This is a genomic window from Bacillus sp. CBEL-1, from assembly GCF_004348885.1.
Taxonomy (GTDB): Bacteria; Bacillota; Bacilli; order Bacillales; family Bacillaceae_H; genus Priestia; species Priestia aryabhattai_A.
Window position 1 is genome coordinate 962,004 of record NZ_SBIM01000013.1, and the last position, 24,345, is coordinate 986,348.

The following is a 24,345-nucleotide window of genomic DNA, read 5'->3' on the forward strand; positions in this document are numbered from 1 at the left end:
TCATCATTTTTGTTTACGCATTGACAAGTTGTTGTACACTTGCCGCCAACGATTCTTCCACAATTTGCAGCCCTTCTTCAAGCTGTTCATCTGTGATGACAATCGGCATTAAGAAACGAAGCACATTGCCATAGACCCCTGCACTCAGCAACAATAACCCTCTCTTATTTGCTTCTTGCACAATTTTTTGTGTTAATTCTTTATTTGGCTCTTTTTTAACGCGATCTTTTACTAATTCTACGGCACACATCGAGCCAAGACCTCGAATATCTCCAATGACATCATACGTTTCACTCAGCTTTTCAAAACGTTCGCGAACAGCCTTACCAAGGACCTCACTGCGCTCATTTAACCCTTCTTCTTCAATAATATCTAGTACAGCTAATGCTGCTTCACACCCTAAAGGACTTCCGCTATACGTTCCACCAAGTTCTCCAGGATTAGACTCGTCCATAATTTCAGCTCTGCCAATGACACCACTAATTGGTACGCCGGCACCTAGTGATTTTGATACTGTGATTAAATCCGGCTCGACATCAAAGTGTTCAATTCCAAAATAACGACCTGTTCGTGCAAAACCGGCTTGAATTTCATCTGAAACAAATAAAATTCCATTTTCTTTACATACATTATATACTTCCTGTACAAAGCGTTTGCCAGGAACGATGAAACCACCTTCTCCTTGAATTGGTTCCATGACTACTGCTGCTACTGTTTCAGGTGCTACTTCATTATTCAAAAAGTTTTTAAACTCTGAGATGATGTAGTCCTCATAAGCTTCTTCAGTCAACCCTTCTGGTCTACGATATGGATAAGGATAAGGAGCTTTATATACCTCTGGAGCGAATGGTCCAAACTCGAATTTATAAGGTTTCACCTTGCTTGTCATCGTCATTGTCATTAGTGTACGTCCATGGAAACCACGAGTAAACGAAATGATGCCTTGACGTTTTGTATATTTACGAGCAATTTTCACAGCATTCTCTACTGCTTCAGCACCGCTGTTTAATAATAATACCTTTTTGTCAAAGTTTCCTGGTGCAATAGCTGCTAATCGTTCACACAATGCTACGTACGATTCATACATCACGACATTAAAACCTGTATGGATAAATCGATCGACTTGCTTATGGAGCGCTTCTTTTACTTTTGGATGTCCATGACCGACATTAATTGTTCCGATAGCACCAACAAAATCGATAAACGTGTTGCCGTCAACATCTGTTACTAACGCACCTTCTGCTCTTTCAGCAAATGTTGGAATACCATAGCTCACACCTTTTGGCACAGCTTTATGTCTACGCTCTAATAGTTGTTTTGCGTTTTCACCCGGAAAGTTTTTATCTACCTGACTGAATTGTCTGCTCATTATAATCTTCCTTTCACTAGTTGATTTCCTCACTTTTTTAATATGCAAGAAGTGTGCCAACTCTAAAAGTTAAATTTTTTCGACATTTCTGAACAATTTTCTCTTTCTTTATAAGTCAATAAAGACTTAATTAAGTCGTTATTGACTTATGTGAAGCTTTTATTCTTCTAAACTAGCTGTTGCCACGTTTATCCACTCCTAGCTATAATAAAGATAAAAGCTATATATTGCTAAGAGCATACAATACATAGGAGGGATAAAATGCTTGAGGGATGGTTTTTGTGGTTCATTATACTATGGGTTGTCATATTAGTTAGCTTGTTTGCAATCGGTGGCTTTTTTATGTTTCGAAAATTTTTAAAGCGGTTACCAAAGGAAGATGGAAAGTCAATTCTTGATTGGCAAGACTATTACTTAGAGCAAACGATTCATTTGTGGTCTAATGAACAAAAACAATTATTGGAGACGCTTGTACAACCTGTTCCTGAGCTATTTCGCGACGTAGCTAGGCAAAAAATTGCCGGCAAAATCGGTGAACTTGCACTTCAAGAACAAGCTGCAAGTATTACGGAAGATTTAATTATTCGAGGATACATTACGGCAACTCCAAAACGAGATCATAAGTTTTTGTTAAAAACATTAAAAGCTCAACGTATCGATCACGCTCCGTACCAACATTTATTTGAATAAACAAAAAAGGTGTCCCTTATGGACACCTTTTTAAATCATTTTATTCATCAAGGTATGCTGTAGCTGTTGCTCAAGTTTTTTATACGAGCGATACATTGCAATGCGCCATGGTACAATCATACCGAATGCTAAGATCCAGAACATTCCCCCAAGAGCGCCTACATCAATTGTTGAGCTTAAATATAGTTTCATGACAACGCGAATGAGTAACAATGCAATAATCACAAAAATAAACGCCTTTGACTGTTTTAAGTAAATATCATCATCACGTACTTCAAACTTTGATGTTTTTATTAGAAATAATGAAAAGAACAGACCAACTATCAAGGCCTCTAAAAATTCAGCTCCAGTTACTCGAAAAACTGGAAAAATAAACATCAATGCTCCCGTACTCATAAAAAAAGGTGGTAAAATGATTTTCTTAGCATTTACCGGTTTTTCAGATGCTTTCATCCTCATAAAAATAATGAATGAACCCATTAAAACAGCAAAAATCGTGGACGCATAAATCAAAGTAACCCCTTCTTTACTCATAGTATACTTCCTATTATAAAACAACTGCAAAAGAATGTGAAATCTTGTCTTATTTTAAATGCGAAGGATTGTTTTTCGTTTTTTGTTTAGACTTTGCTTTTTGCTTTTTCATTGCTTTTAATAGGAAGCCACCTTTAAATTTACGAGGCTCGTATGAAATAATAAATGCTCTCGGTTCATATTCTTCAATAAAGTCTAATAGCTCTTCTTCACGACTTCTTTTTGTTAAAATATCTAAACGATAACGTGCGCTATCTCTTCCTTCACCTTGATAAACCGTAACTCCAAAACCTTCTTGACGAAGGCGGTTAATTAGTTCTTCATTTTTTGTCATTAAATTCACTAAAAATGTCGTATACCCAATTGCTAAGCGTGACTCGATATATCCACCTAATATAATCCCAGCACCAAACCCTACAGCATACACAATCATAGCTACAATACTTTGGTCACCTGAAAAGACGAGGGATAAACCAAATACATATACTAATGCTTCTAGAAAACCAAAAGCCGAGGCGTACATACTCATTCCTTTTACTAGAAAAATAGTTCGCAACGTTAAGATTGGTACATAAACTAGTTGCAAAATCAATATTAAAATAATCTCTTTCACTTCTACACCTCTTTTAAATTACAAATTTCACGGTTTCATTGTATCACTCTCTATATCGTTAAGGAATACATAAAAATAAATTTTTTATTAACAAAAAAAACGCTTAATATAAGCGTCTCTAATTCAATGAACGATTGTTTTTTACTAGTTTATCAAATGTTGCATAGGTTAAACTGATAACTCTTCAAAAGGTTTTACAATAAGATCTTTCACACTGGCTTTAACGATTTTAATAACTGCTTTTTATTTTTTATCTTAGGTTTCAGGTAGCTTACTTCGCTATCTAGAATCCTGTAAACCCTCCAAAGATGCTCGTTGTATAAATAATAATCTTAGTCATCCAGTCAAAATATAAAATGATTCCCATTCCAATCATTGCATATCCACCAGTCATCATCATCGTTTTCATATGGCGCTTAATCCAGTTCATTTTACCTATAAAAAATGACATGATGAAAAATGGTATTGAAAACCCAAGCGAATAAGCAATCATGTAAAGCATAGCTGAACTAGGGTTAGTAGTTGCTAAGGCCATAACCGATACAAGAATAGGTCCCGTACATGGCGTCCATCCTGCAGCAAACGCCATTCCAATAAGAGAAGAACCTAACAGACCTGTAGGGCGGTTCGAAAACTGTACTTTGCGATCTTTCATTAAAAACTTTGGCTTAAAGACTCCAATCGTTACAAGCCCTAAAAATACAATGAGTATGGCGCCTACTTGACGAATTAAGTCTCCATAGTTTGCAAATACATTTCCAATAAAAGAAGTACCAAAACCAATTGCAATAAAGATTAAACAAAAGCCTAATAAGAAAAAAGTGGTATGTAAAAGAGCTTTGCGCTGATGTACGTTTTTTCCTTCTTTTAGATCGCCTACTGAGACACCTGTAATATACGATAAAAAAGCAGGGTACAACGGTAAACAGCATGGTGAAATAAACGATAAAAGTCCTGCTCCAAATGCTAAAAATAAATTCACATCAGCCATCTTTAATTCACTCCATTTGTTTAGAATCTGTTACCAATTTGTCATCAAAATGACTTATCTATTCCTTTTCAAAAAGTGCCATTATCTTGTATAATTAGGTAAAAGTTTTATTGAGAAGGGACCAGTTCTATTGCTGAAACAAAATATATTGTTAGAGATTGAAAAGAAGCGTGAAGAGCTGATTCGGGTCGTTCGAGTTAGTGGATTAAATTCTCCTCCTGCTATTAAGCATAGTCAAGAATTAGACCACCTGCTAAACATCTACAATAACACTCCTTCACAGCACTCCGAGACAACTTCTATTTAAGAGGTTGTTTTTTTATATCTCTCTAACAGCCTCTTCTTGATTGTTCTGGAGCCGATACATACTATAATAAAGCCCCTGCTTTTCTAACAGCTCTATATGAGTACCTCTTTCAACAATTTCACCTTTATGTAGCACTAAGATAGCGTCTGCATGTTGAATAGTAGACAAACGATGAGCAATTGCCACCGTTGTTCGGTTGGCCTTCATCTTTCCTAAAACAGCTTGAATAGCGTCTTCTGTCTCTGTATCAATATGTGCTGTTGCCTCATCTAGAACTAGTATTTTGGGTTGACGCACCATTGTGCGAGCAAATGATAAGAGCTGACGCTGACCGCTTGACAATGTGGCTCCCCTTTCAACAAGCATTTCATTATAACTATTAGGTAAACCTTCAATAAAAGGTGTTGCCTGTACAAATTTCAGCGCTTCTCGTACGTCTCCTTCTGAAATTAAAGGGTCGTGAAGAGAAATATTGGCGTTAACTGTGTCAGCGAAAATAAATGAATCTTGCAGTACTAGACCAATGCTTTTTCGAATTTCTTCTTCACTATACGTTTGAAGAGGTTGACCATCAATTAGAATTTCACCTTTCTTTGGCGTATAAAAACCTAGAAGCAAATTAATAATGGAACTTTTCCCACTACCTGTATGTCCCACTAACGCAACGGTTTGACCTTCTTTAATTGAAAAAGAAATGTTCGATAATACGTTCGTCTTTCCGTCGTAAGAAAAAGTAACTCCTTTAAATTCTATCATACCTCGCTTAATTGTAGTTTGTGAGTCTTTCATAAAAGAAGGGGCTTTTTCACCTTCGTCCATCAGTTCAAATACTCGCTTTGAAGCGACCATGGCTTGCTGGTACATTGAAAGGCGCTGCATCATTTCGTTAACTGGCTGAAAAAAACGTTCCAAATAGTTTACAAAAGCATACAACACTCCAACTTCTACCGGACTATCTAAAACTGATATACCAAAGTAACTAAGTACACCAATAATTGCGAGAACATACAACACGTCAACTGCTGGCCTTAAAAGTAGACCATCCAGCTTTAAATTACGTACACCAGCTTGATAATGTGATTCATTGATATCTCCAAACTCACGCCTTAGACGCTTTTCCTGCCTGAATATCTGAACAATTCCCATACCTTGTAACGATTCGTGAATCTTTGCATTGAGCTGACTGAGTTTTTCTCTTAACCTCGTATAATAAATCCCACTAAAATGCTGATATGTTTTCATTAAGAAAAAAATGAATGGTAAAAGCGCTAAGCAATAAAGAGCTAGCTTCACATCTAAAATGAACATGGCTACAAAAATACCAATTAAAAAGACACCGTTTTGAATAAATACTGCAATAACTTCTACAAACATTTCTTTAATTGCTTCCGTGTCGTTGGTAATTCGTGAGACCAGACTTCCCGTTGATGTTCGGTCAAAATACCGAAGCCCAAGCTTATGTACATGTGAAAACACGTCAATCCTTATTTGTTGAATAACGTTTAAAGCAATCCTCTGAAACCTAAGCTGTTGAAAGTATTGAATAACCACCTTAATCATATTCAACACCATGTAGCCAACTCCTAATAATAAGAGAGGCTCTAAAGGGAAATAACGATCTGTTAAATATGTATCAATAAACACTTTGATGAGCATGGGACCTAACAAATCCGCCGTGGTGGCTACCAACAATAAACAAAATGCAAGCGCAAATTCTTTGCGATGAGGAACTGCATATCTTAATAACCGCTTTAATACTCCTCTATTTTTCATGATATTTATAGCCTCCAGCTTCTACAATCTTTTCTAGCTGCTGCCTTTTATACATTTCTTGATACCATCCGTGTGCCTGTAAAAGTTCTTCATGTCTTCCACGCTGAATAATTTGTCCACCTTCAATGACCAAAATTAAATCCGCATGCGCAACTGCACTAAGTCGATGAGTAGTAATAACTGTTGTTTTATTTTGACGATGCTGCTTTAAAGATTTCAAAATAAGGGCTTCTGTTTTCCCATCAACTGCTGAAAGTGAGTCGTCTAAAAAAAGCATTTGAGGATTCTGTAATAGCGCCCGAGCAATTGATAACCGCTGCTTTTGTCCACCTGATAAAGAAACACCTTTTTCTCCTACAATGGTGTCATATCCATGTGTAAAGCACATGATATCTTCATGAACATGTGCCAACTGTGCCACTCGCTCTATATCTGAATAAGGAGCATCTAGATTCGAAAACGCAATATTTTCTCCGACTGTCGTTGAAAATAAGAAATGGTCCTGCGGGACGTAACCAATGCTATTATATAAAGAATCAAAGCTATAAGATTTAATGCTATGCTGATCAAAATAAATATCTCCAACCGTCAAATCGAATTCCCGAATAAGCAGTTTTAGTAACGTTGTTTTTCCAGCTCCTGTTTTCCCTACAATTCCAAGCGTCTGACCTTCCTGTAAGGCAAAGTGGATATCTTTAAGAACCACTTCATCTGTACCTGGATATACAAAGCGATTAACCTGTACCACAATCGCTCCTTTGGGGCTTTTTGTAATAGGTTGGTCACTCTCAACAATCTCATTTTTTTCTTGTAGCAGAGCAAAAACTCGATCATATGACGCCCTTCCTCTTTCGACTATGTTGAAAAGCCAACCAAACGCCAGCATCGGCCATACTAACAGCCCAAGGTAAGTAGTAAATGTAACTAATTCTCCTAGCGTAATTTCATTGCTTACAACCATTCGTGACCCAAAAATAAGAGCAAATAAAAAAGACCAGCTCACAATAAACGAAATAGTAGGGTCAAATAAAGCATCAACTCTCGCTACTTTCATATTCTTTTCGACAACATCAGCTGATTGTCTCGTAAACATATTGACTTCTGAGGCTTCTTTTCCAAACGTTTTTACAACTTTTACACCCGTAATACTTTCTTGTACCTTATCGTTTAAAGAGGAAAAAGCCGCTTGAGCTTCTCCAAATCTTTTATGTAGCATCGTGCCATATCTACTCGTTAACCAGGCCATTAAGGGCATAGGTAATAAGCTAATTATCGTTAGTTTCCAGCTAATTGTTACAGCCATTGTTATTAATACAACACCGCCTGTAATAACAGAATCTGCAAGTGTTAATACACCAATGCCAGCTGTTTGTTGAATAGCTTGAATATCGTTCGTTGCATGAGCCATCAAATCACCAGTGCGTTTATTTTGATAAAAAGTTTGATTCATTTTTGTGAAGTGTTCATACAGCTTATTACGCATTTGCCTTGCCAGTTTAACAGCTGCCCCAAATATCATAACTCGCCACATGTACCTCATACCATATGAGCCGACAGCAGCTGCTCCTAAAAAGATCACCATATGGAGAAGGGTTTCTTTCGATAAACTTTTACTTTCAATAGCATCTACTGCCCATCCAATAACACGAGGTGGCACTAGTTGAAGTAAAGCAACCGCTATCAAAAGTAAAATTCCTATAATATATGCTTTCTTTTCTTGCTTAAAAAACCATCCCAAATCACGAAATATATTCACAGCCCCACCACTACCCCTATTTTTCTATATTTTCTAACAATTAAAACGGTATACTGTTTACATATTTTAACACAACCACATACCATCGTCAGTACATACTTATATACACGCAGGAGTTGATGCTTTTTATAACACATTGATAATTAAGCTAGCTATATTCCACCTTATAGTGCTTAGTGAACAAAAAAGACACCCTTTTAAGCTGAGAGTGTCTGTCCAATTAACCGTTATTTAATTTGGCTGTTCATCGCTTTCATCATTTGGTTAATCTTCTTCTGTGATGGTTTCATGCCCATTTGCATCATCATCATTTTTAACATTTGTTCATTAATTGGTGGATTTTTCTTAAAGTAGCTCATCATGTATTTACGAGCAATGAAAAATCCTAGCGCTACCCCAGCAAGCAATGCTAGAATACCAACTAGAATATATGGCCACATACTACAACTTCCTCCTTCGTGTTGTCTACCTTACAGTGTACTAAATCATTCGCCAATATACAATATTTCCAGACTAATTTCCTTAAATAATTACACATATTTTCTTGTTTTAACAGGTCTTAGCCACCCGTACTCTTCTGTCCCATAATTAATTGCTAAATAGCACGCATCAAGCTTTCGCAGCACTTCAAAGAAAGCGGTCTCTGCATCAACATTTCCATCTCCTTCAATCGTTATACATTGACTATTTATTTTAAGTGAAGCTCGACTTTTTTTATGTGGGTATTCTAAAACGAAATGATCATTGTGTATAAAGAAGTGAGGGTATTGAGAAAATGTTTGAAGTATTGCGCGCTGAATGTATGAAATAGCAAGAGGTCTTGTAATGTATTCAACCTGTTTTTGAAGATATTGATCTTCTAAGCCTCTCTTCATTTTATAATCCACAAATAGTTGAAAAACAAGCTTCTCTCTCTGAAAATATGCTTTTGCTACTTCGTCTTCCATTAAATATACTTCATATGTTCTCATACTTCTCCTCCTTCTTTCTCCTTTTATTTTTTTTATTATAGCTTGTTCATCTTGCAATGGTTGTCTATTGATGCAAAAATTCTTTTGTTTTTTTGTCGAAACAAAAAGAGCAGGCCCAAAGGACCTGCTCTTTTTCAATAATTATGCATTTAACATGCTTTTTACTCTTGCTACAACGTTCTCAACTGTGAAGCCAAATTCCTTCATAATTGTTTCACCAGGAGCAGAAGCACCGAAGTGGTTAATGCCAAGAACTTGACCTTCGTCACCTACGTAACGTTCCCAACCTAATGTCGAAGCCATTTCAATACCTAAGCGCTTTTTCACTGATTTTGGAATAACACTTTCTTTGTACTCAGCTGACTGCTTCTCAAAGCGATCCCATGATGGCATGCTGACAACAGCTACTGAAATACCTTCTGCTTCAAGTGCTTTTTGTGCGTCTACTGCTAAGCTTACTTCAGAACCAGTTGCAAGTAGAAGTGCGTCCGCTTGTTCTTTACCTGCTTTTGCTACAACGTAAGCTCCTTTTGAAACACCTTCATAAGCAGTTTCATTTGTACCCTCAAGAGTCGGTAAGTTTTGACGAGTTAACACAAGCGCTGTTGGCGTATCTGTAGACTCTAATGATAAACGCCACGCTGCAGCTGTTTCGTTAGCATCTGCTGGACGAATAACTGATAGACCAGGCATTGCACGTAATGAAGGTAGTTGCTCAATTGGCTCATGTGTTGGACCATCTTCACCAACTGCAATACTGTCATGAGTAAATACATACGTAACAGGCAGCTTCATTAATGCTGCTAGACGAATTGCTGGACGTAGGTAATCAGAGAATACGAAGAATGTACCTCCGAATACTTTTACACCACCATGAAGAGCCATACCGTTAAGCGCTGCACCCATTGCAAATTCACGAACACCAAACCAGATGTTGCGTCCACTGTAAGCTTTTGCAGTAAAGTCTTCTGCACCTTTAATCATTGTTTTGTTTGAACCAGCAAGGTCTGCTGAACCACCAAAGAATTGAGGGACAGCTTGTGCTACTGCGTTTAATACTTCACCTGATGAAGCACGAGTTGCTAAGCTTGAACCTGTTTCATATACAGGTAATTGTTGTTCCCAGCCCTCTGGAAGTTTACCTTGGACAGCTAATTCGAATTGAGCGGCTAGCTCAGGATGTTTTTCTTTATACTGAGCAAAAACATCGTTCCATTCTTTTTCTTTCTTTGCACCTTCATCAGCAATCGTTGCTTTAAAGTGAGCATAAACTTCTTCTGGCACATAGAAATCTTCTTCAAACGTCCAGCTGTAAGCTTCTTTTGTTAATTTTGTCTCATCTGCGCCTAGTGGAGCACCATGAACGCCTGATGTTCCTGCATGGTTTGGAGAGCCATAGCCAATTGTTGTTTTAACTTCAATTAAAGTTGGACGAGAAAGATCTTCTTTAGCTGCTTCAATTGCATTTGAAAGCTCTGCTAAATCATTTCCATCTTCTACGCGAATTACTTGCCATCCATAAGCTTTGAAACGATCTTCTACGTTCTCAGAGAATGAACGGTCTAAATCTCCGTCTAATGAGATGTCGTTTGAATCATAAAGCACGACAAGGCGACCTAATTTCAAGTGCGCTGCTAGTGAAGCTGCTTCAGCTGATACACCTTCCATTAAGTCTCCGTCACCACAAATACCGTATGTAAAGTGGTCAACGATTTCAAGTCCCTCTTTGTTATATGTTTCAGCTAAATGACGCTCGGCCATTGCTTTACCAACTGCCATTGCAATTCCTTGTCCTAATGGACCAGTTGTTGCATCAACACCTGCTGTGTGACCATACTCTGGATGACCCGGTGTCTTACTTCCCCATTGACGGAAGTTTTTTAAATCGTCGATTGATAGGTCATAGCCTGCTAAGTGTAATAAGCTATATAAAAGTGCTGAACCATGTCCTGCTGATAAAACAAAGCGATCACGGTTAAACCAATCTGGATTTGATGGATTAATGTTCATAAACTTTGTCCATAACGTGTAAGCCATTGGAGCTGCTCCCATTGGCATACCTGGGTGACCTGAGTTTGCTTTTTCGATAGCATCAATTGATAAAGTACGAATTGTTGCAATTGAAAGATCTTCAATACGTTGTGTCATAACTCTTCATTCCTTTCAAAACTATGTATATATGTAATCATACTAATGATTCACGATTTTGTACAATATTTGATTCGTTTTTTTTCGTACTTTTACATTTTTCGTTTCCAAACGCAAAAATATACAAAAAACTAGAGAAACTCATTTCTCTAGTTTTTGCACCACAGCAAACTATCGCCTTAGTGTAGACGCTTCTTTTTGCTATCTTTCAGTTTTTTAGGGGTTACGTCATTCCCTTTTTCATCAACGACTTTGATTGTATGAAGGTGATTTGTCATTGATTGACGGAACGTTTGTAAGTATTCTTTACGAAGCTCTTGCTGCTCTGTGGCTTCAGCTTCTGTTAAACCTTCCGCCTTTGATTTTTTAGATAGGTGATTGATTCGTGCCATTTTATCTTTAGACAACATTTTGTCAGAACTCCTCGCTTTTTAATACAATTTAAACCATAATACAATACGTACACACATCTTACTAAATCTCTTGTTTTTTAGCAAGAAGCTCGCCTTGATCATCGCAGTACTCCTGATAGCGACGGTGTACAGTTGCTTTTGACACCTTATAGCCAAAGCCCTTTAGGGTGACAGCAATTTCTGCAAACGTTAAGCCGTTGTTACGTAGTTGTACAATCTCTTCTATAGGAACTTCCTTTCGGTCTCTACCTGAGTTTACATGCTGGTTCTTTAAATTATGCTCTGGATGATAACCATTGGCAACCGCTCTTTTCATCCCTCGTTTAATCTTTGCATTATGTAATTTCCTTTGATGTTCCTCTACCAAGCTAATGATGTTTAACAACATGGAATCAGCTTCTGATAGCTGTAGCTGTCCCTGATGACTAATCGTATAAATTGCTACTTTTTCCTTATTTAATGCGTGTAATAAAGCAATCCTTGCATTCCCTCGTCCTAGTCGTGTCTCATCCTGAATGAGCAAGGTCGAAACACCTTCTGATTTTACCAATTCTAACACTTCTAGTATTCCTTCTCGGTCAACTTCATAACCGCTTGCTTTTTCAGAGATAACTTCACCAACTGTAAAATTATGCACCTTAGCAAGCTGCATTAACTCTTCTTCCTGCCTCTTTAACGATGTTTCTTGCGCTTCTTTATCTGTACTTACTCGACAATAGATAACTGCTTTCATCTATCTAGCTCCCTTTCTTTATTTCAAAATAATAAAACCCCTACCATCATTTAGCAGGGGACTCGTAGTTCTAGTTCATTTATCAAAAGCAATCTGATGATCACTTGCTAACTCAGATTTTAGTACCGGAATATATAGCTGATCTCCTGGAGAAAGCGACTGTGTAGATGGAACAGTTAGCTCATTCATATTTTGGACCCATTCTACAAATTCGTTTGGTGATAAATTATGATGCTTACTATATTCTTGGGATAATTCCCAAATAGTATCACCCTTTGCAATGGTAACAGTTGTGTATTTTTCTAACTCCACTCTATCTGCTCCTAATAACAACGTCAAGACATATGTAAGTGCGGCGATAACCACAAAAAAGGTAGTGTAATGCTTAATAGATTCAATTAATGGTCTCATCTCAAATCCCCCCTCAGAATGTATGTTCTCATTTTATTGCGAACACCCGTTTCTGTCAATGGGTTTTTTCGAACTTATGTTTGTATATTATATATAGCCATGATATAATTTATAGCAAAGAATAGCTAAAGATGAGGTGAAATATATGAAGCTATCAAAACGGCAACAAGAAATACTAGATTTCATTAAGCATGAAGTGAAATTAAAAGGATATCCGCCATCTGTTCGTGAAATTGGTGAAGCAGTTGGTTTAGCATCTAGTTCAACAGTTCACGGGCACTTAGCTCGTTTAGAAAGCAAAGGTCTAATTCGTAGAGATCCAACAAAACCAAGAGCAATTGAGATTCTTCAAGCAGAGGCTGATGTGACCATTCCACACAGCGCAGTGATAAATGTTCCTGTTATTGGTAAAGTTACGGCGGGTTTTCCAATTACTGCAATTGAAAATGTAGAAGAGTACTTTCCATTACCTGACAAGTATGCCTCTCCTGATGAGCAAGTATTTATGCTAGAAATCATGGGAGAAAGTATGATTGAAGCTGGTATCTTAGATGGAGATATGGTAATTGTTCGCCAACAACAAACAGCTAATAACGGCGATATTGTTGTAGCAATGACCGAAGACAACGAAGCAACTGTAAAACGTTTCTTTAAAGAAGATAATTTTGTTCGCTTACAGCCAGAAAACTCTACAATGGCACCTATTATCTTACGCCATGTAACTATTTTAGGAAAAGTCATTGGAGTATACCGTTCTATTCATTAAAACAAACCAGCTGGAAAATCAGCTGGTTTCTTTATGTTTTTTTTTGGTCAAATATAGGTATATTACTTAAAGAGCCACAATGAAAAACGTAAGGGAGGGATTTTTTAGTGAATAAGCCGCAAGCAATGAACTCTCCTTTTCAAGATATTACACCTAATCGTGCAATGAATATGTTCTTGTTTCCTTTTTCTTTTAATCGAAAAGAGAAAAAAGATTTAATTTCCGCTCTTAATAAACATGAGTTTGACTTTTTTTCTCTAGAAAATAAAGATTTAGAAAAGAAATTTTATAGCGAGGACTACTTTGTTTCTCATGCTAGTCTTGATCAATATTTTCTTCCTTATATTGAATGTATTCTTTTTCCTCAATCAACGAAAGAAACTGGACTTATTCGATTTTCAAAAAAAATGAATCAAGAGATTATATTTGAAACAAAGGCGTCAACCATTTTAAGCGAAGTGTTGTCTATTGATATTTTTTTATGCCCATTTGAAATCGGTGTAATGACGATTCGTACCGAAGTAAAGGGAAACCATTATTCGTACGATGACGTCATTGAATTTATGAATCAGTTTCGCGTATTGGAGCCTAAACTGGCTGAAGAGCATGGAGCAACCATTACATACGAAAATAAAACCTATGATAAAGTGCAAGATTATATTTTTTCAAATTTAACACCGTTTCTAAAACCTTATATTGAGCAAGAAACACAGCACAGTAAACACTTTGGAAGTTTGCCTTATTTTATTGATGAACGCATGTACGTACTAAGCTATGTGACTGTCAACAATGAACAGCCTATTAGCAGTGGAACATTATTTCGAACTGGACAACTGAACAGCTATGATACTGGCGGTAAACCATTTATTTCGGCTAGAAACCAACAATATATTGATGAATACAATGATCAACACGTCTACAAACGATGGACGCCCGAAACATACTATGTTGTAACAGATCACGTCTTTTCTTGTATTTCACATTCAGCTGATGAAGAGACGGATCAAATGTTAATGAATCATCTATTTGGTCAGCACTACTATAATTTATTTTTACATTTCTTTTATAAGATTGTACTATTGAAACTATCTTATCAATATTCTCAGCTTACATTTGAAAAAGACCAAAATGACATTGAACGACTCATTCGCTCCATCACGCTCTTTTCGGGTAAATACTTGTTTTTAGAAATCAGTTCCCGAACGGAAGGGCAAGAATTTTCTAGACTTTTCAAAAAGACGTTTCACATTGATTCACTCTATCAAGAAGTGAAAGAAACACTTGGGACTTTATATCAAAATCAAGAAAAAATTGCAGGGAAGCGGCATAATTATCTACTATTAATTTTAACAATCTATACTGTCTTATCTGGTATCTATGGAATGAACTTAGTTATCGAAAGCTGGAATAAAAACCTAAATTGGAGTGCGATAAAAGATTATTCAATGTTTGAATACATCGCCTTTATCGTTGCCTTATCAGGAATTACAATTAGCATTAGCCTAGGTATAAACGCCCTATATAAGCTAATTAAAGACCGCCTTCAACAATGACGAGCATAGGTTCTATGCTCGTCATTGTTCTTTCATCACTTTCTCTAATTTTACTCGAACATTCGGTCCGTAAATTCCATCTACTTCCTTTGGCAAATAGACCTTTTGAAAACGAGCAACAGCATCAGCCGTATTTGCTCCATAAATTCCATCTATGCCATGATTAGGAGCCGATTTATTAGGATAAAAGTAAACTGATGCCAGAGCTTTTTGAAGCGTGTATACTTCTTCTCCCCTTGCTCCCTTTTTTAATATGCTCTTGGGGAGAGCAGATTTAGGTCTTTTCACAAATTGACTTTTTATTTGTTGAAAAGAGGTTGCCACGGTGCTTAGTATGCCGTGCTTGGCCTCAGTGATATCTTGAAAAAACGCAATGTTCATTTCATTTAAGTCGACATGTGTAGAAATTCCGTCAACCTTCCCCTGATCTGTATACTGAAACATGGCCCATTCTGACCAACCAAGTAGATTTCCTGGGCAATCAAATCCTTCTGCGCGTTTGCTGCTACTATAACGAGCAATCCAAAGAGGATAATGAGAAAGTTCCTTTGAGAAGTATGTTTTAGCAAAGTGGTAGCCGCTATATAACAACGGCTGTACACCTGTATTTTTCTCCATTTCCTTTAGCCATGCTTGTCCAAACCTAGAGACAAACTCAGGACTTTTCCCTTTATTGACTTCTAAATCTAGGCATGGGGGAAAATCAAACTCCATTGACTGAAGCTGCTGTAAAAAAAAGGCCACTTCCTGTTTAGGGTCGTTGGTACAGTGCGCATAGTGATAAAAGCCAACAGGTAAACCAGCTCTCTTAGCTCCATCGTAATTCTCATATACCCTTGGATCTGTAAACGTTTTCCCTTCTGTTAACTTAATATATGCCCCCTGCACGCCGGATCTAGCTACTCGGTTCCAATCAATTTTCCCTTGATGATGTGACACATCAATAATCAATGGATTATGCACACTACGATTTTGCATATCATCACGCTCCTATGCTTTTGTACTACCCTAGCAGAAAAAAGCATTGATGCAAAGCAATAACCTCAATCAAAATTAAAAAGGATATTCTTCATGTACAGCTAATATACATAAAGGCAGCCCATTACTTAGGAGTTGAAAAAATGAATTGGAATAAGCGTATATGGAGTTGGAAAGAACTAACGCTATTATTAAGCCTTGTGTTTATTGTTGTACCTATTGCAATTGAATATTTTTTCAGAAAAGAGCTAAACGCTGTTTTACAAAATGATTTATATGCGGGTACATTAACTGGATTGGTGATGGCCATTCTTTTCACAGTAGGTGTTTACGTAGTAGCTTTACGGCCTAATCATCTTCCTTGGACAGAAGTAGGATTAAAAACATTCCCTCAAAAGGCTTGGATAACCATTGCTTGGCTAACTCTTCTATTAATTATGATGAGTATGATAGCTGTGATAGTAATGGAGTTACTTGGCATTGGTACAAGCAATCAAAAAACTGAAAGTCTTCAATCACGTTTAACCTTTATGAATTTTATGATTGGTTTTATATCAGCTAGTATTGTTTCTCCTGTATACGAAGAAATTTTTTATCGAGGTTTTCTGTATCGTTGGTTTCGACGATGGGGTATTTTCACTGCCACTCTTATCAGCTCATTATTATTTACATTGGCTCACTTGCCAACCTACAATACATTGCTAGTTAATTTCATATCTGGCATTATTCTATGCTGGGCTTATGAAAAAACAGGTTCTGTGGTACCGGGAATGATTATCCACGGCGTTTTTAACGGAATTGCGATTGTATTGGCAGCTCTGGCTTAAATGTTGATACACACCTGTTCTGCTTAAATAAAAAAAGAATGTTGAGTATTCAACATTCTTTTTTTATTTATCTAAAGCTTGCTCTTTCTTTTGAATATTTAATAGCCATTTAGTAATCCAATAAGCAAAGTATACAATACCTAGGTCTATTAGAAACACGTAAAATAAATTCATGCTCTTACGCGCTTCAATTAACCCTAAACTTTTTTCTAACGGCGCTAAGCCAAATGCAAAGAGCGCGCTTACTATAATGGTATAGACATAAAAGTTCTTACTGTGTTTTGTGCAATATTGATAGAGAAGTAAAAAGCCAACTGGAAGTACAGAAGCGGTGATGTTAGATGCGTTTGGTAATATCGGAATTAGAAAATAAGCATGTGTAAGGTGGTTACTTCGCCCAAGCGCAATATCAATATAAGTCCATAGAATATGCACCGTATAGCCGAAGAAAAAAAGCTCAAAAATTCGTTTTCGGTCTACCGTAAAACAAAGTAACACAAGCGGTAATACTGCTAATGCTAAAACAGCCCAAAACTGCCAGTTTCCAAAATCTGAATACTGCTTCCAATAATCATAAAATAAATGGTTTAGCTGATCTTGGGTTTTATGAATCGTTTGCCAATACTGTTCTTCACTCATCAAAATCCCCCTCCATAGAGCGTACACTTATCTATGCCCTCTTTTTTCATTTTTATGTAAAGGTAGAAACTGTGTCCAATCGTACGTTTGAACGTGGCTTTGCTTTTCTATAAGATTTTCCAAATTCTTTACAACTTCTTTTGGTTTTAAAAATTGATGCGATATAAACGTTAATAACCCTTCCTTCCATTCAACCCACCTATCTAAGTGGTAGAAAATTACTTGTTTGATATTTGGTTCAATTGTAAAATAATGTTATATATATTGGAAGGGTGATATGATGTTTGGGATTACAGTCAAAAAGACGAATGAACAGTTAGTTATTAAGTGGCAGCTCTCTACGTTTACGATTCCTCTTGATGACATTATTGAGATTCAAGAAGATAATACATATGGTGGTCAACAAGATGACGCAATTCGTATTGGTACACCATACGGAACGACTGATCGAATTTGCATCAAAACCAAAAAGCAAACCTATCTCCTTTTCACAACAAACCTTCCTGCTATTTTAAAAGAAATTTCATAAAGCTTTGTCTAAAAACCTTTGACACTACTCTCAAAGGTTTTTATTTAGTACTTTTTATTGACAATGTTTTCTTCTACTATATAATTGAAAATGATTATCATTATTAACAATATACATAAAGGGGTAGATTACACTGAAGAAGCTCTTAACTATTCCATTTTTGCTGTTGCTTGCGATACTAGTGAGTGCGTGTGGTAACAACGCAGAAACGGTCTCTCAAAACGAAGGTGGAAACAAAAGTGAAACATTTACGTATGAAGCTGAAAATGGATTGATAGAAGTTCCTAAAAGTCCCAAGCGTATTATCGCTCTTTCTAACGGCCCTAACGTAATGTCTCTAGATGGCAACATCGTTGGGATTGATGAATGGAGCAGCGCAAACCCACTTTTTAAAGAAAAAGTAAAAGGGGTAGAAGTTGTATCAGAAGATGATTTAGAAAAAATTATGGAGCTAGAGCCTGATTTAATCATTGCTGGCTCAGAAATGAAAAACATAAAAAAATTAAGCGAAATTGCTCCTACCGTTGCTTTTACATGGGGGAAGCTTGACTATTTATCACAGCAAATTGAAATCGGAAAGCTACTAAATAAAGAAGCTGAAGCTACCGCATGGGTCGATGATTTTAAAAAGCGTGCAGCTGCTGCTGGTGAAGAAATTCGTGCAAAAATTGGTGAAGACGCGACAGTTTCGGTTATTGAAAGTGGCAACAAAGAATTTTATGTGTTTGGAAACAACTACGCACGCGGAACGGAAATCTTATATCAAGCTATGGGTTTAAACATGCCTGAAAAAGTTAAAGAAACGGCGCTTAAATCCGGTATTCATACGATTTCTGCCGAGCTTCTTCCTGAATTTGCTGGTGATTATATGATTTTAAGTAAGTATGCAGACGGGGACAATTCATTTTTAAAAACAGCAGTATGGAAAAACATCCCTGCTGTAAAAAATGGCCAGGTTTTTGAAATCAATGCCAAAGCATCAACTTACAGCGATCCTATTACGCTAGAACACCTTTTAAGCTTTTATGAAAAATCATTTCTAGGAGAATAATAGAAAGAGGCAGGGAATCTTGTACAGGATTTTCTGCCTTTTTCTATATTTACTTCTTGCTCGCAAACAAACCCAAAAGTATATAATATATACAAGACAAATTCGAAAGGAATAACCAATGAACGACTATTTATTCAACTATCCTTTACTAAAGTCATCTTCTAAAGTTATTGAAATCACTCCAAAGCAAGGTGATGAAGAAATAGCATTAAAAAGAACGTATCCAAACTTATTCGTAAAGAGCTTGGTCTTTATTCTTAGCGATTTTATACCGTTTTTCACGCGCCTCCAGCCCTTGTGGTGTCACTTTCTATTAGATATGTTTCAAGTTAATTTAAACATTACATACAACAACCAGACACTTCACATTCGACAAAGTGGAGATAGGACATGGGACATTATACAAAATGAAAAAGAAGTTGGATTTGTCTTAGGAAAAAGTTCATTTTCAATTGACAAAGAAGGAGCGAAAGAAATTGTTATTGACGAAAGGGTGTTTATTATAGCTTCTAGCGAATTAGGCCCTGATGTAGAGGTTTTTTCAGAGAACGAGAAACATGTGGGTACGTTTAAATCAGATTTATATCATTTAAAAGACGGCGTACACTCACTAAGATTGCTTGACCCAACAGCCTCAACTTATGTACCAATTATAATTGGATACTTTTATTTAAATAATTATCTACAATGTTAAATATTCTACTGCTCTAAAAAAATGATAGCCCCTTGAACAAAATAGTTTTTATTATAGAATATTTAAATAGATAAAACATTCTATACTTAACATAACTATTTTGGAAAGGAGCTTTACTTGCTACTGTGGAAAAGAAACTTACAAAGTACGCTTATCAATCTACTATTGTTTTTATTTCATATTTTAAGAAAATGAAAGGAACTATGAGACAACGCGGAAAAGTCGATTATATAGATTCAACTATTTCTGCTGCAGGTGCATTAATTGCCATGCTTGTCGTTAGTTTTATCGTTTTACACCTAGGTCATCCTATGGCTATAGCTCCTCTTGGTGCAAGCTGTATTTTAGTCTTCGGTGCTCACAAAGGTTTACTTTCACAACCTCGACATGTCATTGGAGGACACTTTCTTTCTACAACTTGCGCAATTATTATACTTGGTTTACTAGGCAAAAGTGTTTTTTCCCTCGTGTTTGTATTAGCATTTGTCCTTTTTCTTATGGCTCTTACAGAAACAATGCACCCTCCAGCAGCAGCTAGTGCTCTCGTTGCAATCAATAACGAAGTAACGTGGAAGTTTCTACTTCCTATTGTTTTCGGTGCTTTGGTAGTCGTGTTTATTTCAACCATCTATAATAATGCCTTTCGTGCAAGGCAGTATCCGACGCATTGGTTTTGAATCCTTTACTTTTAAACCGGAGTCCCTCCAAGAACGTATACACACAGCTCTAAAGCCTAGCAAAGCAAGAAAATTATAAGCAAATATTAAAGAAAAAACGGGAATTAGTAAGTCAACGCTATATCGATATTTAGAAGGATAACGAAAAAGCGCTGCTCCCAAGCAGCGCTTTTTCATCTACATCAAACTAAAATTGACCAGTAAGGTCTTAGTTATCAAGGGGATAACTAGGATTTTTTGACTTTAAGTCAAAGGGGTATGGTGGTATTGTTCGTACCAATAATGTAATAGTAGCACTCATTCCTCTATAAAATCCACTTACTTTAATTTCATAATACTTTGTTTAATTAAAAAAAGCAGGCTTGTCCAATACAATGCCTACTTTTTCACCAGTTTACTGACCGTCTTTAAACTTCCCTACACCTTCTTGTACTTTTCCTTTTGCTTTATCTTTTTTACCGCTTGCTTGAAGCTTTTTGTTGTTTGTCGCGTTACCTACTTGATCTTTTACTTCGCCTTTCGCCTTATTAACAGCACCTTTTACTTTGTCTCCCAACCCCTGATTTTGATTACTCATTGCAATCCCTCCTATATTTGATTTGTTATATTTTGTATACCCGACGCGTGTCGTCATGAAACAAATTTCTCATGTAAAACAAGCGATTTTTGCACTAAGCTGATAAAAACCTTTCACTAAGGCAATAACTAAACGTAACCAACGCAACAGGAGTGCATGAAATAAAAATGATTCCTATAATCTGTCTTGTCTTAGCTTCGATATTTATTCTAAAGATTGACGTTCCTCGTTTACGAAAAGCAAACATGCACAAAGAATTTAAAGTACTTATTTTTTTGCTTGCAATTAGCTTTAGCATGGTTATGGCTAGAGGTCTATTACAAGACGTTCCTAATCCTTTAAACGGGGTTGCTTTTCTTTTAAAACCTCTTACTGATATTCTAGTTCAGATTCTAAGATAAAAATGGGTGAAACAACTATGAAGAAAAATAAAATATCCCCTACTCAGTTTAGAATATTGGTCACGTTGCACTGTGTAGGAAGCGCTATTCTTGTTGTACCCTCAGCTATAGCTGCTGATGCAAAACAAGACGCATGGATTCCGGCTCTTTTAGGAATTATAATTGGCGTTATTCTTATTCAGTTATATGCGGCAATCGGGAATCTTTCTCCTGATAAAACGCTAATTGAACTAAATGAATATCTTCTAGGGAAGTGGGTTGGCAAGGCTGTATCTCTTCTTTTTTTTCTTTCTGTCTTCTTGTTTTGTGGTGAAGTTTTATATTACTTAGGAAGCTTTTTAGCCACACAGGTAATTGACGAAACTCCTATTTTATTAATCAATATTGCATTTATGCTTGTTGTAGCGATTGGAGTTCGATCAGGAGTAGAAAATTTAGCAAGGTCAGCTCAAATTTTATTTCCATGGTTTGTCATACCATTTATTGCGTTAATCTGTTTTATTACGCCACAAAGCGATTTTAAAAATCTTCAGCCTATAGTGGCTATAGACTTAAAATCACTTATTAGCTCTACATTTACTTTTGTTAATATTAGCTATCTTACTTTTCCTGCTTTACTTATGCTATATCCAGCTCATATAAGCCGGCTTAAAGAAGCAAAACCTTCCTTTTTAAAAGGTGGTATTATAGGTGGAGCCATTATGTGCATTCTCATTTTATTAAGTACTTTGGTTTTAGGACCATTTCTTTCTGCAAGTGCTTCTTATCCTAGTTATGAGCTAGGAATGAGAATTAACATGGGTACATTTCTGCAAGGAATCGAAATTATCATTGCCATTATGTGGTTTATTTCTCTGTACTTTAAGCTAGCTATTTACTTTTACAGTACAGTCTCAAGCTTTGCACAAATTTTTGGATTAAAAGAGTATAAGGCTTTTACCATGCCCTTTGCTATTATGGCTATTGTATTATCAATTACTGTCTATCCAAGCATTAGTTACCAAAGAAATTGGGATAGTGAGACGTGGCTATCTTATAGCTTAATTTTCGGATTGATCTATCCACTGCTTCTTTTTATAGTGGGGATATTTCGCAAAAAACGTCAATCTGAAGCAAACGTATAACTTTTTCATTCTTCGATACAAATTAGAAACAAGTGGAGATACCATTGAAATACTCCAAAGCTATTCTGTTTACTAAGAACAGAATAGCTTTGGAGGAACAATAAAAATGAAATTAAAGATTAATAACCGAGAAATCAGAGTTCGTAAAAGAGGAATCATTACAATCGCTGTACTTGCTTGCGTTATTTACCTAGCAGTTATTAACACTGGTGGCGATTCGAAAAAAGCGAGGCAGCAAGTGTCTACGTTCGAGAAACCAGCTAATGTTTCTAAAAACAAAGTAGCTACTTATCCGAAGGAAAAAAAAGGCACAACAATAAAGATTAGCGCTGCTGGTGATTTTACCATTGGGAGTGAGGAAACTTTTCCTTATCCTAATAGCTTCAATGATGAGGCGAAGCAAAATGGGCTTCCTTTTTTCATTGAACATATATCTACTTTATTTAGTCGTGATGATTTGACAACGGTTAACTTAGAAACTCCTTTAACGACTGCGACCGCAAAGGCTGCTAAAAAATTTCGTTTTAAAGGAGATCCGTCTTATACAAAAATATTACAACTCGCTAACATTGAAGCCGTTAACCTAGCAAACAATCACACATACGATTACCTGGAACAAGGATACAAAGATACGATTCGCCATCTGGGGAATGCGAATATTGGATATTTTGGAAACGGGCATAACTATATAAAAGAGATCAAAGGGATAAAGGTTGGAGCTCTGGGCTATGAGGGCTGGGACGATACGCAAAGTTTGCGATTACAAATTCATCGTGATATTCAAGCATTAAAAAAACAAGGAGCAGCAATTGTTATTGTTCATTTTCACTGGGGAGTAGAACGAAGTGAAATCCCGCTTGAAAGTCAACAAGCACTAGCTCGCTATACAATTGATAGCGGTGCAAGCGTCATTTTAGGCCATCATCCTCATGTTGTGCAAGGTATTGAAGAATATAAAGGGAAATTCATTGTATACAGCCTGGGAAATTTCATGTTTGGAGGTAATAAGAACCCTAGCGATAAAGATACCTTTGTTTTTCAACAAACCTTTCATTTTAAAAGCAAGAAGTTAACTGATAAAAAGGATATTGCTATTATCCCTTATAGCATTTCGTCTATCACGTCTAGAAACAACTATCAACCCAAGCCTCTCGAAGGCTCCGAGAAAGATCGTGTCATGAATAAAATTTTGGAACGGTCTTCTCAAATATCAAAACCTAATTGGCTGGTTTATAATCAAGAAATTAAATAAAACAAGACTGGTTGGGAAGCATTGAGGTTTTTAACACAGAGACCATTACCTTTTATGTATTCGTTTTTAGAATTCCAACATAAATTCCATCATCTTTCACACACTAAGAATAGCTAGCACAGCTGTGAAAGCACTTTTTTTAACACTATGCTTTTGCAAAAAATCAACAAGTCCTGTGATAAGGAAAAGGAATGCTAAAGAAACGTAATTTATTTCAATTAATACTAGAAAGGTCGATTTTAGTGAAAAAGTTACTTTTATGCTTAACACTCATTTTTATTTCGTTCACCCACCTTGCTTCGTTTCCTCATGCTTATGCAGCAGAATCTAGAGAACCTGCTTATGCAAAGTGGGGAAAGCTTGCGATGCAAAAAACAAAAGAAAAGTATCCAAAAGCCACTATTTACGACTATTTACATGTAAAAAGAGAACAACAAGGCAGTATGTCAAAAGAAATTTTTAAGCTTTGGTTAAATGAAAACAATCGAAAATTCACGGTAATTGTTTCAATTGAATTTAACACATCGTCAGAAGCTGTTTCAAAGATAAACTTTAAAGAAGAATGAAA

General features: G+C 36.4%; 28 protein-coding genes. 13 read left to right on the plus strand and 15 right to left on the minus strand.

Features of this window, described 5'->3' with window-relative positions; genetic code table 11:
- Window positions 1–13: 13 nt before the first annotated feature.
- Window positions 14–1,369 (minus strand): 4-aminobutyrate--2-oxoglutarate transaminase, encoded by a 1,356-nt coding sequence (gabT, locus tag EPL02_RS14845; protein ID WP_094912456.1) that lies wholly within the window; start codon window positions 1,367–1,369, stop codon window positions 14–16.
- 261 nt (window positions 1,370–1,630) lie between these two features.
- Between gabT and EPL02_RS14850 the strand changes: the two genes are divergently transcribed.
- Window positions 1,631–2,059: a DUF2621 domain-containing protein gene (locus tag EPL02_RS14850; protein WP_094912458.1), complete on the plus strand. Its 429-nt coding sequence runs from the start codon at window positions 1,631–1,633 to the stop codon at window positions 2,057–2,059.
- A 30-nt stretch (window positions 2,060–2,089) separates the two neighbouring features.
- On the opposite strand, the gene EPL02_RS14855 is transcribed toward EPL02_RS14850, so the two are convergent.
- From EPL02_RS14855 to EPL02_RS14865, 3 genes are all read right to left on the minus strand, one after another.
- Window positions 2,090–2,593 (minus strand): CcdC family protein, encoded by a 504-nt coding sequence (locus tag EPL02_RS14855; protein ID WP_205687721.1) that lies wholly within the window; start codon window positions 2,591–2,593, stop codon window positions 2,090–2,092.
- A gap of 49 nt (window positions 2,594–2,642) precedes the next feature.
- On the minus strand, window positions 2,643–3,206 hold the full coding sequence (locus EPL02_RS14860) for a DUF2179 domain-containing protein (RefSeq protein ID WP_131888131.1): 564 nt from the start codon (window positions 3,204–3,206) through the stop codon (window positions 2,643–2,645).
- A gap of 283 nt (window positions 3,207–3,489) precedes the next feature.
- The gene (locus EPL02_RS14865; RefSeq protein ID WP_131888132.1) at window positions 3,490–4,197 is read right to left on the minus strand and encodes a cytochrome c biogenesis CcdA family protein; all 708 of its coding nucleotides are present in this window, start codon (window positions 4,195–4,197) and stop codon (window positions 3,490–3,492) included.
- A 130-nt stretch (window positions 4,198–4,327) separates the two neighbouring features.
- Here EPL02_RS14865 and EPL02_RS14870 point away from each other — a divergent pair, with 130 nt between their 5' ends.
- Window positions 4,328–4,504, plus strand: a complete 177-nt coding sequence (locus EPL02_RS14870; protein WP_094912461.1) for an aspartyl-phosphate phosphatase Spo0E family protein — start codon at window positions 4,328–4,330, stop codon at window positions 4,502–4,504.
- 12 nt (window positions 4,505–4,516) lie between these two features.
- On the opposite strand, the gene EPL02_RS14875 is transcribed toward EPL02_RS14870, so the two are convergent.
- From EPL02_RS14875 to yneA, 8 genes are all read right to left on the minus strand, one after another.
- Complete coding sequence (locus EPL02_RS14875) at window positions 4,517–6,277, minus strand: ABC transporter ATP-binding protein (RefSeq protein WP_131888133.1); 1,761 nt, start codon at window positions 6,275–6,277, stop codon at window positions 4,517–4,519.
- Window positions 6,267–8,033 carry an ABC transporter transmembrane domain-containing protein gene (locus EPL02_RS14880; RefSeq protein WP_131888134.1) on the minus strand — a complete coding sequence of 589 codons (1,767 nt, stop codon included), beginning with the start codon at window positions 8,031–8,033 and terminating at the stop codon, window positions 6,267–6,269. Before EPL02_RS14880 ends, EPL02_RS14875 begins: the two co-directional genes overlap by 11 nt.
- 227 nt (window positions 8,034–8,260) lie before the next feature.
- Complete coding sequence (locus EPL02_RS14885) at window positions 8,261–8,473, minus strand: YneF family protein (protein ID WP_025908276.1); 213 nt, start codon at window positions 8,471–8,473, stop codon at window positions 8,261–8,263.
- A gap of 90 nt (window positions 8,474–8,563) precedes the next feature.
- Window positions 8,564–9,004, minus strand: coding sequence for a sporulation inhibitor of replication protein SirA (sirA, locus tag EPL02_RS14890; RefSeq protein ID WP_094912465.1), 441 nt, complete (start codon window positions 9,002–9,004; stop codon window positions 8,564–8,566).
- A 141-nt stretch (window positions 9,005–9,145) separates the two neighbouring features.
- Complete coding sequence (gene tkt / locus EPL02_RS14895; protein WP_131888135.1) at window positions 9,146–11,152, minus strand: transketolase; 2,007 nt, start codon at window positions 11,150–11,152, stop codon at window positions 9,146–9,148.
- A 179-nt stretch (window positions 11,153–11,331) separates the two neighbouring features.
- Entirely contained in the window at window positions 11,332–11,562 is a 231-nt protein-coding gene (locus tag EPL02_RS14900; protein WP_094912469.1) for a DUF896 domain-containing protein, read from the minus strand.
- 64 nt (window positions 11,563–11,626) lie between these two features.
- A complete protein-coding gene (locus EPL02_RS14905; RefSeq protein ID WP_131888136.1) occupies window positions 11,627–12,298 on the minus strand; it encodes a YneB family resolvase-like protein in 672 nt (223 codons plus the stop codon).
- A gap of 75 nt (window positions 12,299–12,373) precedes the next feature.
- Window positions 12,374–12,709: a cell division suppressor protein YneA gene (yneA, locus tag EPL02_RS14910; protein WP_094912471.1), complete on the minus strand. Its 336-nt coding sequence runs from the start codon at window positions 12,707–12,709 to the stop codon at window positions 12,374–12,376.
- 145 nt (window positions 12,710–12,854) lie between these two features.
- Between yneA and lexA the strand changes: the two genes are divergently transcribed.
- Window positions 12,855–13,475 (plus strand): transcriptional repressor LexA, encoded by a 621-nt coding sequence (gene lexA / locus EPL02_RS14915; protein WP_094912472.1) that lies wholly within the window; start codon window positions 12,855–12,857, stop codon window positions 13,473–13,475.
- Window positions 13,476–13,582: 107 nt separating this feature from the next.
- On the plus strand, window positions 13,583–15,028 hold the full coding sequence (locus tag EPL02_RS14920; protein WP_286175455.1) for a magnesium transporter CorA family protein: 1,446 nt from the start codon (window positions 13,583–13,585) through the stop codon (window positions 15,026–15,028).
- 21 nt (window positions 15,029–15,049) lie between these two features.
- On the opposite strand, the gene EPL02_RS14925 is transcribed toward EPL02_RS14920, so the two are convergent.
- Complete coding sequence (locus tag EPL02_RS14925; protein ID WP_131888137.1) at window positions 15,050–16,006, minus strand: GH25 family lysozyme; 957 nt, start codon at window positions 16,004–16,006, stop codon at window positions 15,050–15,052.
- 143 nt (window positions 16,007–16,149) lie between these two features.
- On the opposite strand from EPL02_RS14925, the gene EPL02_RS14930 reads away from it, so the two are divergent.
- A complete protein-coding gene (locus EPL02_RS14930) occupies window positions 16,150–16,833 on the plus strand; it encodes a CPBP family intramembrane glutamic endopeptidase (protein ID WP_131888138.1) in 684 nt (227 codons plus the stop codon).
- 63 nt (window positions 16,834–16,896) lie between these two features.
- Here the strand turns inward: EPL02_RS14930 and EPL02_RS14935 are convergent, their stop codons facing one another.
- Entirely contained in the window at window positions 16,897–17,472 is a 576-nt protein-coding gene (locus EPL02_RS14935) for a hypothetical protein (RefSeq protein ID WP_131888139.1), read from the minus strand.
- Window positions 17,473–17,752: 280 nt separating this feature from the next.
- On the opposite strand from EPL02_RS14935, the gene EPL02_RS14940 reads away from it, so the two are divergent.
- The 4 genes from EPL02_RS14940 to EPL02_RS14955 all read left to right on the plus strand — a co-directional run bounded on the left by EPL02_RS14940 (window position 17,753) and on the right by EPL02_RS14955 (window position 20,423).
- Complete coding sequence (locus tag EPL02_RS14940) at window positions 17,753–18,001, plus strand: SunI/YnzG family protein (RefSeq protein ID WP_131888493.1); 249 nt, start codon at window positions 17,753–17,755, stop codon at window positions 17,999–18,001.
- 133 nt (window positions 18,002–18,134) lie between these two features.
- Window positions 18,135–19,052, plus strand: coding sequence for an iron-hydroxamate ABC transporter substrate-binding protein (locus EPL02_RS14945; protein WP_131888140.1), 918 nt, complete (start codon window positions 18,135–18,137; stop codon window positions 19,050–19,052).
- 118 nt (window positions 19,053–19,170) lie between these two features.
- Entirely contained in the window at window positions 19,171–19,746 is a 576-nt protein-coding gene (locus EPL02_RS14950) for a hypothetical protein (RefSeq protein WP_094912479.1), read from the plus strand.
- 125 nt (window positions 19,747–19,871) lie between these two features.
- A complete protein-coding gene (locus tag EPL02_RS14955; protein ID WP_286175456.1) occupies window positions 19,872–20,423 on the plus strand; it encodes an HPP family protein in 552 nt (183 codons plus the stop codon).
- 394 nt (window positions 20,424–20,817) lie between these two features.
- Here the strand turns inward: EPL02_RS14955 and EPL02_RS14960 are convergent, their stop codons facing one another.
- Window positions 20,818–21,000, minus strand: coding sequence for a CsbD family protein (locus EPL02_RS14960; protein ID WP_131888141.1), 183 nt, complete (start codon window positions 20,998–21,000; stop codon window positions 20,818–20,820).
- Window positions 21,001–21,167: 167 nt separating this feature from the next.
- Here EPL02_RS14960 and EPL02_RS14965 point away from each other — a divergent pair, with 167 nt between their 5' ends.
- From EPL02_RS14965 to EPL02_RS14980, 4 genes are all read left to right on the plus strand, one after another.
- On the plus strand, window positions 21,168–21,401 hold the full coding sequence (locus EPL02_RS14965) for a hypothetical protein (RefSeq protein WP_131888142.1): 234 nt from the start codon (window positions 21,168–21,170) through the stop codon (window positions 21,399–21,401).
- Between the two features lie 17 nt (window positions 21,402–21,418).
- Window positions 21,419–22,525: a GerAB/ArcD/ProY family transporter gene (locus EPL02_RS14970; RefSeq protein WP_131888143.1), complete on the plus strand. Its 1,107-nt coding sequence runs from the start codon at window positions 21,419–21,421 to the stop codon at window positions 22,523–22,525.
- Window positions 22,526–22,631: 106 nt separating this feature from the next.
- Window positions 22,632–23,777, plus strand: a complete 1,146-nt coding sequence (locus EPL02_RS14975) for a CapA family protein (protein WP_131888144.1) — start codon at window positions 22,632–22,634, stop codon at window positions 23,775–23,777.
- A gap of 242 nt (window positions 23,778–24,019) precedes the next feature.
- Window positions 24,020–24,343 carry a DUF3889 domain-containing protein gene (locus EPL02_RS14980; RefSeq protein WP_286175457.1) on the plus strand — a complete coding sequence of 108 codons (324 nt, stop codon included), beginning with the start codon at window positions 24,020–24,022 and terminating at the stop codon, window positions 24,341–24,343.
- Window positions 24,344–24,345 lie beyond the last annotated feature (2 nt).

Excerpts from the sequence above, each read along its gene's own strand:
- gabT (WP_094912456.1), bottom strand. The coding sequence starts at position 1,369 with ATGAGCAGACAATTCAGTCAGGTAGATAAAAACTTTCCGGGTGAAAAC.
- EPL02_RS14850 (WP_094912458.1), top strand. The coding sequence starts at position 1,631 with ATGCTTGAGGGATGGTTTTTGTGGTTCATTATACTATGGGTTGTCATA.
- EPL02_RS14855 (WP_205687721.1), bottom strand. The coding sequence starts at position 2,593 with ATGAGTAAAGAAGGGGTTACTTTGATTTATGCGTCCACGATTTTTGCT.
- EPL02_RS14865 (WP_131888132.1), bottom strand. The coding sequence starts at position 4,197 with ATGGCTGATGTGAATTTATTTTTAGCATTTGGAGCAGGACTTTTATCG.
- EPL02_RS14875 (WP_131888133.1), bottom strand. The coding sequence starts at position 6,277 with ATGAAAAATAGAGGAGTATTAAAGCGGTTATTAAGATATGCAGTTCCT.
- EPL02_RS14885 (WP_025908276.1), bottom strand. The coding sequence starts at position 8,473 with ATGTGGCCATATATTCTAGTTGGTATTCTAGCATTGCTTGCTGGGGTA.
- sirA (WP_094912465.1), bottom strand. The coding sequence starts at position 9,004 with ATGAGAACATATGAAGTATATTTAATGGAAGACGAAGTAGCAAAAGCA.
- tkt (WP_131888135.1), bottom strand. The coding sequence starts at position 11,152 with ATGACACAACGTATTGAAGATCTTTCAATTGCAACAATTCGTACTTTA.
- EPL02_RS14900 (WP_094912469.1), bottom strand. The coding sequence starts at position 11,562 with ATGTTGTCTAAAGATAAAATGGCACGAATCAATCACCTATCTAAAAAA.
- EPL02_RS14905 (WP_131888136.1), bottom strand. The coding sequence starts at position 12,298 with ATGAAAGCAGTTATCTATTGTCGAGTAAGTACAGATAAAGAAGCGCAA.
- yneA (WP_094912471.1), bottom strand. The coding sequence starts at position 12,709 with ATGAGACCATTAATTGAATCTATTAAGCATTACACTACCTTTTTTGTG.
- lexA (WP_094912472.1), top strand. The coding sequence starts at position 12,855 with ATGAAGCTATCAAAACGGCAACAAGAAATACTAGATTTCATTAAGCAT.
- EPL02_RS14925 (WP_131888137.1), bottom strand. The coding sequence starts at position 16,006 with ATGCAAAATCGTAGTGTGCATAATCCATTGATTATTGATGTGTCACAT.
- EPL02_RS14930 (WP_131888138.1), top strand. The coding sequence starts at position 16,150 with ATGAATTGGAATAAGCGTATATGGAGTTGGAAAGAACTAACGCTATTA.
- EPL02_RS14935 (WP_131888139.1), bottom strand. The coding sequence starts at position 17,472 with ATGAGTGAAGAACAGTATTGGCAAACGATTCATAAAACCCAAGATCAG.
- EPL02_RS14940 (WP_131888493.1), top strand. The coding sequence starts at position 17,753 with ATGTTTGGGATTACAGTCAAAAAGACGAATGAACAGTTAGTTATTAAG.
- EPL02_RS14950 (WP_094912479.1), top strand. The coding sequence starts at position 19,171 with ATGAACGACTATTTATTCAACTATCCTTTACTAAAGTCATCTTCTAAA.
- EPL02_RS14960 (WP_131888141.1), bottom strand. The coding sequence starts at position 21,000 with ATGAGTAATCAAAATCAGGGGTTGGGAGACAAAGTAAAAGGTGCTGTT.
- EPL02_RS14965 (WP_131888142.1), top strand. The coding sequence starts at position 21,168 with ATGATTCCTATAATCTGTCTTGTCTTAGCTTCGATATTTATTCTAAAG.
- EPL02_RS14970 (WP_131888143.1), top strand. The coding sequence starts at position 21,419 with ATGAAGAAAAATAAAATATCCCCTACTCAGTTTAGAATATTGGTCACG.
- EPL02_RS14975 (WP_131888144.1), top strand. The coding sequence starts at position 22,632 with ATGAAATTAAAGATTAATAACCGAGAAATCAGAGTTCGTAAAAGAGGA.